Origin of the sequence: Martelella mediterranea (assembly GCF_021021415.1) — a bacterium.
GTDB lineage: Bacteria > Pseudomonadota > Alphaproteobacteria > Rhizobiales > Rhizobiaceae > Martelella > Martelella mediterranea_C.
Map to the genome: position 1 here is coordinate 54285 of NZ_JAINWJ010000004.1, position 11475 is coordinate 65759.

Sequence of the window (11475 nt, forward strand, 5' to 3'; positions counted from 1 at the left end):
ACGGCTTGCCGTTTATGCGCCTCGCGCCGCAATGCCTGCACGGAAAGCCGCATTTCTCACCGTCCTCTTCCGGCCTATGCGTGCCTGCCATAAAGCTCGATCCAAACGGGAAGAACGGCGCTCGTCAGATGATCTCACGGCGGGCTCGTCTGTCTCTGAACTATGCGCAAGCTGGCCACGTTGCAAACTGGAGGATCAATGCGTTTCACATCGAGCTTTTTCAACCGCTGCCTTTCATCGACATCGGTGGCCGTGCTGGCCGGATTTTTCAGTGTCAACGCCGCCTATGCCCAAAGCGTATGGACCGGCAACACCGACAGCGACTGGTCAACGGGCAGCAACTGGAATGACGGCAATGTGCCGGATGACGCGGACGACGTCATCATCAACGGCGCCGGCGTTCCGCCATTCGTCGTGGACCCGGCCGGCGCCTACGCCAGGACCGTGACCGTCGGAGACAGCGTTGGCGCTGGAATGTTGAACGTCCAGAACCTGGGTTTCCTCCAGATTTCCGATGATCTCGTGATTTCCGACCCCGACGGCGCCAATGCCGGGAGCGTCTCGCTGACGGGAGCCGGCGCTTTTCTCAATGTCCAGGGGGCATTGCGGATCAATGACAGCGGTAATGGAATCAGCACGCTGAGCATCGAGGGCGGAACAACAGTCGCTGTCCAGGAGACCACGACGATCGGAGAGGGAACAGTGCTTGAATTCACCGGGGCAACGGGCGGGTCGTTGGTCGGCGCGGGCGGCATCGTTGTGGATGGAACGCTGCTTTTCGATCAGGCCAGTGGCGGCGTAAGTATCGGAAAAGATCTGTCCGGATCGGGCTCCGTCCATGTCTCATCCGGCGCGGGATCCGTCACGTTGAGCGGCGATAACGCGGCTTTTGCCGGCGTCTATACCGTCAGCGCCGGCGCGCTTGACGCGGCCAGCGCCAATGCGCTTGGCGGGGCGAAGGGAAACGCGGCGTTGAACATCTCCGGCGGTCTCGTTTCCTTGCACGACGCGCCCCGGTTCTCCCGATTGTCGGGCAGCGGCGGCATTCTGGACCTTGATACGGCCGACCTGCTGATCGACCAGGAAAGCGATTCCCTCTTTGCCGGAAGCATCGACGGAACCGGCAGCCTCACCAAATCCGGCCCCGGAACCTTGAGCCTCAGCGGTACCAACACTTATGGAGGCGGCACTCTCATAGAGGGGGGAACGCTGCATGTGAGCGGCGGGAGCGCGCTTGCCGACGGCGGCGATCTCGCTGTCGGTTCGGCGGGTAACCTGCTGGTGGCAGACGCCGAAACCATTGACGATATCGCCGTATACGGTGGTCACGTCACGATCGACGGTCTTGAAACGCTGACGACCGGCGCATTCACCATGTCCAGCGGCGTGCTGGAAGGCGGCATCATCGACGCCGCGAGCTACGCTTTCGAAAGCGGCGAGGTCAGGTCCAACCTTTCGGGAACAGGGGCGTTGACCAAGAGCGGCGCGGGCACGTTGCTTCTGTCGGGCAAGAACAATTTTTCCGGCGGCACGACCGTTCTCGACGGCAAGCTGATCGTCACGGGCACGCTCGGCGACATCGTGGCAAACGGCGGCGCGATCGGCGGCACGGGAACGGTGGGCAACACCGTGGTGGCGATGGGCGCAACCGTCGCCCCCGGCACGTCCATCGGCACGCTGAACGTGGCGGGAAATGTGATCCTTGATGCAGGCTCCACCTATGAGGTGGAGATCGATGCGGCGGGCAATAGCGATCTGATCAACGCGAGCGGCTCGGTGACCATCAATGGCGGCACGGTCCGTGTTGTGCCTTTCCCTGATTATGCCATCGGCACGTCATATCATATCATTCATGCCGATGGCGGCGGATCAGGCGCCTTCGATGCGGTGACCGGCGTGGCGGATACCCTGTTTCTGTCCCCGATCCTCAGCTACGAAGCGAACGACGTCTATCTTTCCATCGACCAGTCGGCCAGCTTCGAAAGCGTGGCCCTGACCGCGAACCAGAAGGCCGCCGCCGCAGGGGCCGACGGACTTGGAGCCGGCAACGCGGTCTGGGATGCGATCGCCGGTCTCACGGTTCCAGCCGACGCCAGAGGAGCATTCGATGCGCTCTCCGGAGAAATCCACACTTCGGCCCGGACGGCGCTGCTGGAAGACAGCCGCTTTCCACGGGAGGCGGCGCTGAATCGCCTGCGCGTGGCAATGGATGGAACGGGCGCTGAAAATGGCGCCCCGATCGAGGATTGGGCTTCCGGGCGCTTCGGTCTGTGGGGGCAGGGGCTCGGTGCGTGGGGCCAGTGGGACAGTGATGGCAATGCCGCGGCAATGGATCGCTCGATCGGCGGTTTCCTGATGGGCGGCGACGCGCTGCTCGGGCCGGATATGCGTTTCGGTGCGCTGGGCGGCTATTCCCGATCGAGCTTCAGCGTCGATGATCGTTCATCCTCGGGCACGGCCGACACCTACACGCTTGGCGTCTACGGCGGGGGCGCTTGGAATGCATTCACGCTGACGGGCGGGCTCGCCAATAGCTGGCACAGCCTCGATACTACGCGCTCGGTCGCCTTTGCCGGTTTCGCCGATAGCCTATCCGCCGCCTACAACGCCAATACATTCCAGGCGTGGGGCGAGGCAGCCTACAGTTTCGAGACGGGCGCGGTCCGATACCAGCCCTTCGCCAACCTTGCCTGGGTGAACCTTTCGTCCGACGGCTTCACCGAGAGCGGCGGCGCGGCGGCGCTGACGGCGGCGTCCAACACCGTCGATGCGACCTTCACGACGCTCGGCCTGCGCGCAAAGACCGATGTCAGCCTGGGCAACGCGGACGCCGCCTTGCGCGGCATGCTGGGCTGGCAGCACGCCTTCGGGGATACGACGCCGACCTCTCAGATGCGCTTCGCCTCGGGCGGTGACATCTTCGCCATCGGGGGCGTGCCGTTGGCGCAGGACATGCTGGTGCTCGATGTCGGGTTCGACATTAACCTCAATGAGAACGCCACGCTGGGCCTTGCCTATGGCGGACTGTTCGGCTCCGGCGTTCAGGATCAATCAGCCAACCTCAGCCTGAATGTGCGGTTCTGACGGTCAGGGCGGGCCGGCGCAGCACTGGTCTCTCGCTGATGGCGGCCGCATCGCGGCAATAGCGTAACGCCGGCAACGCTTCGCCGGCGCTGACTTCATAGGTTCGATAACTTGCGCTGCTGCAAGACGCAATTTCCCAGCACTCTTATCCAGCGAGTCCTTTCTGGTTTTAGCCGAAATACCCGCCGCGAGATGCAGTAACCCCGCAATCGCGCGATGAAGGTCGATATCGAGACCCACTCCGTCTTGCACGCAGCAAGGTTCCAAACAGCGGGCGCGGTGATTTCGCTTAGCCGATGGACTTCGCCGTTTTGCGGCCGGATGGGGCGTTGATGAGGGCCACGCCGGCAATCGCGGCCAGGAGCCCGGTTGCGACCGGCAGCGTCAGGGTCTCGCCCAGAAACGCAATCCCGAGAACAACGCCAATTCCCGCGCGCAGGTAGCTCTGGCTCGCCACGCCAAGCGAGCCGAGCGTATGCACCAGCCGGAAATAGACAAGCAACGCCGCTCCCGTGCAGAGGATCGACAAAGCGGCCGTCGCGGCCAGGGCAGCAGCGCCGGGGCGCAGCGTCAGCGGCTCTTCGACGATGAATGCCAAAGGCACCAGAACGACGCTGGCCCAGATCATGGTTCCGAGCGCGGTCTCCAGCGCGCCGACCTTGGAAAACCTCTTGCCGTAGATTGCTGCGCCCGCATAGAGCATCGCACCGGCCAGGCAGGCCAATTGGCCCGCCACCGCGCTGCCCAGGCCCGAGAGCGCATCCACGCCGACGATCAGTACGACGCCGGCAAGGCCGATGATGGCGCCGGCGAGCTTCCGCCCGCCAAGCGTTTCGTGGCGGGTGATCAGGGCGGTGAACAGGAAGACGAAGATCGGGGAGGTCGAGTTCAGGACGCTGGCAAGCCCGGCGCCGACGAACTGCTGTCCCCAGGCAAGCACCGTCCAGGCCCCGATGCTGTTGAAGGTCGCCTGAACCCCCAACATCACCCATGTCCTCGCATCGCGCGGCATCCGGCCGCCACGCCCCAGCAAAACCAGGTAAAGAAACAGAGCCGCGCCGCTGACCCGCAACGCGATCAGGGTGATCGGTGGAATGTCGGTCACCGCGACCTTGATGAAGAGGTAGGACGATCCCCAGAGAAGCGCCAGAAGGCCGAGCAGCAGGTACTCAACAGTCATCGATCCCCGCGAGGTCATCTTGCGCGGACCTTCCGCTGTCTAGAGCTGCCGCGAATAAGCCACACCATCATCTGTCGTATCTCCTTGTGTTCCGGAGCACGACTAGCCGATTGATCGCGTCAAATGCTTCGACGACGACCGAACCATCAAAGGAAGTCCGGATATCGCGCACATCATCGCGACGACCGGCGATCCCGCCCGTGCCGACATCCCGACGGCGCGGATGGCGGGAAAGACTCTGACCGCGACCGAGAGCCAGCTTGCAAGCAAAGACTTCAGGGGCAGCGGGTTACAGAAAGTCGAGCACCATCCGGTTGAACTTGTCGGCATGTTCCCATTGAACCCAGTGGCCGCATCGATTGAAGACGTGCAGTTCGGAATTCTCTATGCCCGCCACCAGCCTGATGCCGGTGTCCATTGGCACGAAGCGGTCGTTGCGACCCCACACGATCAGCGTTTCGGCGGTGATTTCGTGCAGCCGGTGGTCGACATTGGGGAACTGGCGCGGATTGATCGCCAGGCTCTTGACGAAATTTTCCAGATGGTCGCGGCGCGCCAGGATGTTCTTCAACCGCGTCTCGAACAGCTCTTCGATGAGATCGCTCGGATCGAAGACGAAAACCTCCATCATCTTCTTCAGGTTCTCGATCGTGGGATTGCGGTAGAGCGCGCCGATCAGCTTGATGCCTTCGGCGGGCTGCGGCGTGAACAGGCTGGTGCCGCCGGTGCCCCCACCCATCAGGATCAGCTTGCCGACCTTTTCGGGATGAGCGAGCGCAAAGGCAACCGCGCTGTGGCCGCCCATGGAATTTCCGATGATGTGGATCTTTTCGAGCGCCAGTTCTTCGACAAGGCCGTTCAGCATCCGCGCGTTCAGGTCGGAGCGGGAGCCGGTGGAGATCACCGTATCGCTTTCGCCCCAGCCGGGGCAATCCATCAGCACGACGCGATAGCCTGCGTCGGTCAGGGGTTGGATATTGCGATTGAAATTCGCCCAGCCCGTTGCCCCGGGACCGGAACCGTGCAGCATCACCACGGTCTCGCCGCCTTTCCCGGGATCGCAGTCGTTGTAATGAATTTTCAACGTGCCGTCGCCATCGGCGATCTGCGCAAAACGGCTGGTCTCTTCCGCCGTAAATATATGAGCCATGAACACTCCTCCGAATTCCGTGATGGCGGTTCCTTCGCGGCGAACTTAACGACCTCGTCGCGGCGCACGCAAACGGCCCGCCGATGCTGTGCACATTGTGCACGTCGCCGATTTGAAGATTGTCCCGCTCGTTTCGTCTCTGTTAGCCAGTGAAAAGCGAACGGCGCGGTCCCAATGCCGCGAGGAGCGGCGCTCGCCAGACGTTTTCATATCAAAGGCCAGTGCCGCGCATGTCGCGGCCGGGACGCAATGTCCGGGAAGCCGCAGGCGGTTTCCCGGCCGGAAGAGTGTTGCCATTTTCAGGGAGGCTTTCCATGGCATTTTCAGACCAGTTTGACCCCGGGCCGCAGATCGCCCAATGCGGTACCGTCAATCTCGGCACCAGGGATATCGAAAAGTCGCTGTTCTTCTTCCGCGATACGCTGGGCATGGAGGAGGTCGAGCGCAAGGGCAATGTGTCCTATTTGCGCTGCTATCAGGAACTCGGTCATCATTCCCTGGTTCTGACCGAACAGGAAGAGGCCGTCGTCAATGCCTTTTCATTCCGCGTCAAGCGCCCGCAGGATGTCGCGCTGTTCCATGAGGAACTGACCCGGCAGGGCATCGAGGTCCTTGAAGTGCCCGCCGGCGCCGAAGCCGGACGCGGCGAAGCGATCCGCTTCCTTCTGCCCGGCGGCGGACATCCGTTCGAGCTCTATTACGACATGGAAAAGCCGCTGGCGCCGGAAAGCATGCGCTCGCGCCTGCCGTCCAACAGCTCGAAACGGCGTGGTCTTGGCGTGCGCCGGATCGATCATTTCAACATCCAGACCTCGCCGGACACCATCAATCAGGCCGAAAGCTGGGTGCGCGATACGCTCGGCTTCAAGCGCCGCGAATTCGCCCATCTGCCGAACCGGCCGGGAACCGTGCTCGCCTCCTGGATGTCGGTGACGCCGCAGGTGCACGATCTGGCGATTGTCGCCAACGGTCTGAACAAGACGGCCCAGCTTCATCACATCGCCTTCAACCTGCAGGATTTTTCCGACGTCTTGACCGCGGCCGACACGCTGCGCGATCTCGACGTTTCCTATGGCGTCGGACCGGGCAAGCACGGCATCGGGCAGGCGATGTATCTCTATATCCACGATCCGGGGTCCGACCACCGCGTCGAGCTTTACGCCGGCGGCTATCTGATTTTCGATCCAGACTGGAAGGCGATCGAATGGGAGCAGCAAGCGTTTCCCGACGGCATGACCTGGTACGGTGATCCCATCGACACATCGACGGGCAGCCGCGGCCGCGACACCACCGGCTGCGCCGGGCTTTATCGCAATGAGCTCGTCCCCGCCCCGGCCAAATAATCTTCGACCTTGCGCGCCGCTTCCCGAAGCGGCGCGAGATATTTCTCGCATGCCTGCGACAGGCTCATGGCCGATCGCAGCATCACGACATTGATGCAGCCGGCCACCTTGTCGCCATGCATGACCGGAACCGCGAGCGCCATGATCTTCTGCTCGCGAGTCCAGTCGCCATTGGCAAATGCGTAGCCGTTTTTCCGGTGGTCATCGAGCTGCGCCTCGAAGGCGCTCCGCGCCGATGGCTCCGCCAGAAGCGATCCAGGCTGCTGCGCAAGTTCGGCAAGCAGCGTTTCGCGTTCCTCATCCGGACAGAAGGCAAGATAGGCGCGCCCGAGCGCCGTTGTGGTCAGTGGCAGGCGGCGGCGCACCGTGACCTTGTGAAACGAAAGCGGGCTGAAACGGTGCGTGGTCTCGCGCACCTGCATGGAAAGCCCGTCCAGCGTTGCCAGATCCGAGGGCCAGACCACCTTTACCAGCAGTTCGCCGAGCACGGCGGAGGCTGCCTCCGAAATCCACTCGTCTTCATTGTAGCCGTCGCTCAGGCCGTAGACGCCGGGTGTCAGCCTGTAGCTGTCGTCGGAGGACGACCGGCGCACCAACCCTTCGTTCTGGAGGGTTTCCAGAAGCCGGCGCACCGTCGTGCGGTGCAGCCCTGTCGCCGTGCTCAGTTCCCCCACGGTGGCCCACCCGCCCTCGGCCTGATTGAGAGACCGCAACAAAGCGAGGCCGCGCGAAAGCCCCTGGACAGGCTTGTATGGCGTGTGGCTTGCGTCTCCCATTTGAGCTCCCGTCATGTGCACTATGTGCACGAATCTTTCATGATCGTTGTTAACTTTGCAAGCCTGCTGATAGCTGATCCCGGTTGCCGGGGTGCGGAGGAGAACGTCTCCCGGACGACAATGCCGAGGAGCCAGATCATGACATTTCCCGTCAGTTCACATCAAGATGCCGCTGCGGCGGCCGAGACCGGGCGCGCGACCCCGATGAAGGCGCGGGTTCTGATAGCGGGCGCGGGCCCCGTCGGCCTGACGCTCGCCAATTATCTTGGCGGCTATGGTGTCGAGACGATCGTGATCGAGGCGCTGCCGGAGCTGATCGACTATCCGCGCGCCATCGGCATTGACGATGAGGCGATGCGCACGATGCAGGGCATCGGGCTTGCCGACAGGATCGAGCCGCACACCACGCCCTTGCACTGGATGCGGTTCCTGACCGCGAAGGGGCGTTGCTGGGCCTCTCTCGAGCCGAAAACCGACGAGTTCGGCTGGTCGCGTCGCAACGCCTTCATCCAGCCGCAGGCCGACCGGATTCTCTATGAGGGCCTTTCCCGCTACAGCCACGTGAAGGTCTTGTTTGCCACCGCATTCAAAAGCCTGAAGCAGGACGCCGAAGGCGTGGTCGCGACGGTGGAAGGCCCGGATGGTCCCTTCACCATTAGCGCGGACTATATGGTCGGCGCTGATGGCGGCCGCAGCCCGGTCCGCGAGGCATTGGGCCTTGCCTTCGAAGGTAAAACCGCCGCCAATCAATGGATGGTCGTCGATGTCGAGAACGATCCCGTCGGTACGCCCAATGTCTACCTGGTTTGCGATCCGAAGCGGCCTTACGTCTCCGCCGCATTGCCGCACGGCGTGCGCCGTTTCGAATTCATGGTGATGAAGGATGAGGACGAAGCCCATTTCGAGCGTCCCGACGTCATGCGCGCCCTGCTTGCCAAGGTTCTGGAAAAGCCGGAAGAGGCAAAGCTGATCCGCCGCCGCATCTACAATCACAATGCCAGGCTTGCCAATCGCTTCCGCGTGGGGCGGGTCATGCTCGCCGGCGACGCCGCCCATATCATGCCGGTCTGGCAGGGGCAGGGCTATAACAGCGGCATTCGCGACGCCGCCAATCTCGGCTGGAAGCTGGCCATGGTGGTGAATGGTCGTCTGGGCCCGGACATTCTCGATACCTATGAGAGCGAGCGGCGCAGCCACGCCAAGGCGATGATCGACCTCTCGGTCATGGTCGGCAAGGTGTTCAATCCGCCGTATGCGTTTCTCGGCACGGTGCGCGATGGCGTCACCCGGTTCCTGAACCTGTTTCCTGCCGTCAAGCGCTACATCGTCGAGATGCGCTTCAAGCCGATGCCGCGTTTTACCGAAGGCGCGCTGGTTCCAAGTCGCGTCAAAAGCAAGGAAAGCCCGGTCGGTCGCCTGTTCATCCAGCCGCGCGTGCGCACCATTGCGGGTGAGGTCAGGCGAATGGACGACCTGATCGGTCCTAATTTCGCAATCCTTTCCTGGGGCAACAATCCGCTGCAATATATGGATGCCGACCAGATCGCGATGTGGCAGGCGCTCGGCGCGGTCTTCATCTGCGTCAAGCCCGACGTGCAGCTCGGGGTCAGGCCTGATGAGGCGCTCGGCTTCGGCACCGACGCGATGAACGGCGTCGTCGAGATCGGCGATCGGCAGGGCCGGCTGAAGGAATGGTTCGGCAATTGGCCGGAATCGGTCGTTTTCCTGCGACCGGACCGGGTGGTGGCGGCAACCGCCACGCCTCTGACCGTGACTGAAGTGTCGCGCTCGCTGGCGCGCGCCATGTCCTATCCTGGCAGACCGCAGCCGATGACCCTGGCGAGGGAGGTGTGATCATGGTCGATCCCGCACTGGTCAGCCAGCTTGCAGAGGCGCTTGTTGCCGCCGAGGAAACGGCAAAGCCCATTGCCCCTATTCGCGATACCATGCCCGACGATGGCGGTGAAACCGCCTATGCGGTCCAGCGCGCCAATGTCGAGCATTGGGTGTCGTCCGGTCGCCGGATCGTCGGTCGCAAGATCGGGCTGACGGCCAAGGCCGTGCAGGCGCAGCTCGGCGTCGATCAGCCGGACTTCGGCACGCTTTTCGCCGACATGATCTATGGCGATGACGAGGAGATACCGTTTGCGCGGGTAATGCAGCCGAAGGCCGAGGCGGAAATCGCGCTGGTGCTGAAGGCCGACCTACCGGCGGCCGATACGACGCTGGTCGAGTTGATCCGCGCCGTCGATTTCGCCCTTCCCGCGATCGAGGTCGTCGGCAGCCGGATTGCGGACTGGAACATCCGCTTCAACGACACGGTTGCCGACAATGCATCGTCCGGGCTCGTGGTTCTGGGCGGGGTTCCGGTGCCGCTTGCCGGCCTTGATCTCAAAACCCTGTCAATGGCCATGACCCGGAACGGCGAAATGGTTTCGACCGGTTCCGGCGCGGCCTGCCTCGGCCATCCGCTCAACGCGGCGCTGTGGCTGGCGCGCAAAATGGCTGCCTTTGGAACACCGCTTCTGGCCGGCGATCTCATCATGACCGGCGCGCTCGGGCCCATGGCCCCGGTTTCCCCCGGAGACCAGTTCGAGGCCGACATTGAAGGCCTTGGGTCGGTTCGCGCCGCTTTCGGCAACAATCTGGACTGAACAGCAAGCCGGACCGGGTTTTCATGGAGGAGGCCCGGCTGCCGCCATCATTTTTTGAGGAGGAAGACCAAAATGATCAAACGCAGATATTTTCTCGGTGCGGCCCTGGCTGCAACCGCGCTGACGGCAGGGTTTCCAGCCTTGGCAGCGGACGATACCGTCAAGGTTGGCGTGGTTTTGTCGCTGTCCGGGCCGTTCAGCATTTACGGCACCCAGATGCAAAACGGCATCGACCTGTTCATGAAGCAGTATGGCGATGAGGTTGCGGGCAAGAAGATAGAACTGATCATCAAGGATGACGGCGGTATCGCCCCCGATCGCGCCCGCCGCGCCGTTCAGGATCTTCTCGTGCGCGATCGCGTCGACGTTCTGGCAGGCTTCACCTTTACGGCGTCAGCCATGGCCTCCGCGCCGCTTGCTGAGAAAACCAAAACGGCAATGATCGTGATGAACGCATCATCGTCGCATATCACCGATGCCAACCCCTATATGATCCGCGTCGGCCAGACCCTGCCGCAGATCACCGAGCCGGCCGGCCGCTTTGCCGCCGAACAGGGCTATGAAAACGTCTATACGCTGGTGGCCGACATCACCGCCGGTCACGATGCGGAAACGGCCTTCATTCGCGGGTTGACGACCAATGGCGGCACTGTTGCGGGAAGCCTGCGGGTTCCGGCGCAGAACCCCGATTTCGCGCCGTTCATCCAGCGCATCAAGGACGCCAAGCCGGATGCGGTGTTCGTCTGGCTGCCGCCGGGCGAGGCGACGATCAACTTCATCAAGGAGTTTGACCAGCGCGGCCTCAAGGAAGCGGGCATTACCATGCTGGGCACGGGCGATCTCACCGACGAACTGACCATCCGCCAGACCGGCGATGCCGGGCTCGGCGTGGTGACCACCGGCCATTATGCGATGGCGCATGAATCCGACCTCAATCGGGAATTCGTGGAAGCCTATCTTGCCGCCTATCCCGATGATCCGTGGCCGAATTTCCTCTCGGTTTCCGCCTATGACGGCATGGCCGCGCTTTACTATGCGCTGGAAAAGACCGGCGGCGATGCCTCGGGTCCGGCCATTGCCGAGGCGCTGAAGGGCGCGACCCTAGAAAGCCCGCGCGGGCCGATCGCCATCGACCCGGAAAACCGCGACATCGTTCAGACCATCTATGTCCGCAAGGTCGAGGCGGTCGACGGAAATCTCGCCAATGTCGAGTTTTTCGAATTTCCCGAAAGCCGGGACATGACGCCCTGAGGCCAGGGACGGGGCGGCCCTGCCGCCCGCCCCCCTT

At 62.8% G+C, this 11475-nt stretch carries 8 protein-coding genes; 5 read left to right on the forward strand and 3 right to left on the reverse strand.

The window, feature by feature from the left end; all coding sequences use genetic code 11:
* Nucleotides 1-198: 198 nt before the first annotated feature.
* Nucleotides 199-3084 (forward strand): autotransporter outer membrane beta-barrel domain-containing protein, encoded by a 2886-nt coding sequence (locus K7H91_RS02005; RefSeq protein ID WP_230718511.1) that lies wholly within the window; start codon nucleotides 199-201, stop codon nucleotides 3082-3084.
* Nucleotides 3085-3373: 289 nt separating this feature from the next.
* On the opposite strand, the gene K7H91_RS02010 is transcribed toward K7H91_RS02005, so the two are convergent.
* Entirely contained in the window at nucleotides 3374-4264 is an 891-nt protein-coding gene (locus tag K7H91_RS02010; RefSeq protein ID WP_230718512.1) for a DMT family transporter, read from the reverse strand.
* 289 nt (nucleotides 4265-4553) lie between these two features.
* A complete protein-coding gene (locus K7H91_RS02015) occupies nucleotides 4554-5414 on the reverse strand; it encodes an alpha/beta fold hydrolase (protein WP_230718513.1) in 861 nt (286 codons plus the stop codon).
* Between the two features lie 314 nt (nucleotides 5415-5728).
* Here K7H91_RS02015 and K7H91_RS02020 point away from each other — a divergent pair, with 314 nt between their 5' ends.
* Entirely contained in the window at nucleotides 5729-6757 is a 1029-nt protein-coding gene (locus K7H91_RS02020; RefSeq protein WP_230718514.1) for a VOC family protein, read from the forward strand.
* Here K7H91_RS02020 and K7H91_RS02025 read toward each other — a convergent pair.
* The gene (locus K7H91_RS02025) at nucleotides 6721-7533 is read right to left on the reverse strand and encodes a DNA-binding transcriptional regulator (protein WP_230718515.1); all 813 of its coding nucleotides are present in this window, start codon (nucleotides 7531-7533) and stop codon (nucleotides 6721-6723) included. The two genes, K7H91_RS02020 and K7H91_RS02025, sit on opposite strands and share 37 nt — an antisense overlap.
* Before the next feature lie 138 nt (nucleotides 7534-7671).
* Here K7H91_RS02025 and K7H91_RS02030 point away from each other — a divergent pair, with 138 nt between their 5' ends.
* The 3 genes from K7H91_RS02030 to K7H91_RS02040 all read left to right on the forward strand — a co-directional run bounded on the left by K7H91_RS02030 (nucleotide 7672) and on the right by K7H91_RS02040 (nucleotide 11438).
* Complete coding sequence (locus K7H91_RS02030) at nucleotides 7672-9387, forward strand: bifunctional 3-(3-hydroxy-phenyl)propionate/3-hydroxycinnamic acid hydroxylase (protein WP_230718516.1); 1716 nt, start codon at nucleotides 7672-7674, stop codon at nucleotides 9385-9387.
* 2 nt (nucleotides 9388-9389) lie between these two features.
* A complete protein-coding gene (mhpD, locus tag K7H91_RS02035) occupies nucleotides 9390-10187 on the forward strand; it encodes a 2-keto-4-pentenoate hydratase (RefSeq protein WP_230718517.1) in 798 nt (265 codons plus the stop codon).
* Between the two features lie 72 nt (nucleotides 10188-10259).
* Nucleotides 10260-11438: an ABC transporter substrate-binding protein gene (locus tag K7H91_RS02040; RefSeq protein WP_230718518.1), complete on the forward strand. Its 1179-nt coding sequence runs from the start codon at nucleotides 10260-10262 to the stop codon at nucleotides 11436-11438.
* Nucleotides 11439-11475 lie beyond the last annotated feature (37 nt).

Bases quoted from the DNA above. Each gene is read 5' to 3' on its own strand.
- K7H91_RS02030 (WP_230718516.1), top strand. From the start codon at position 7,672: ATGACATTTCCCGTCAGTTCACATCAAGATGCCGCTGCGGCGGCCGAG.
- K7H91_RS02010 (WP_230718512.1), bottom strand. From the start codon at position 4,264: ATGACTGTTGAGTACCTGCTGCTCGGCCTTCTGGCGCTTCTCTGGGGA.
- K7H91_RS02025 (WP_230718515.1), bottom strand. From the start codon at position 7,533: ATGGGAGACGCAAGCCACACGCCATACAAGCCTGTCCAGGGGCTTTCG.
- K7H91_RS02020 (WP_230718514.1), top strand. From the start codon at position 5,729: ATGGCATTTTCAGACCAGTTTGACCCCGGGCCGCAGATCGCCCAATGC.
- mhpD (WP_230718517.1), top strand. From the start codon at position 9,390: ATGGTCGATCCCGCACTGGTCAGCCAGCTTGCAGAGGCGCTTGTTGCC.
- K7H91_RS02040 (WP_230718518.1), top strand. From the start codon at position 10,260: ATGATCAAACGCAGATATTTTCTCGGTGCGGCCCTGGCTGCAACCGCG.
- K7H91_RS02015 (WP_230718513.1), bottom strand. From the start codon at position 5,414: ATGGCTCATATATTTACGGCGGAAGAGACCAGCCGTTTTGCGCAGATC.
- K7H91_RS02005 (WP_230718511.1), top strand. From the start codon at position 199: ATGCGTTTCACATCGAGCTTTTTCAACCGCTGCCTTTCATCGACATCG.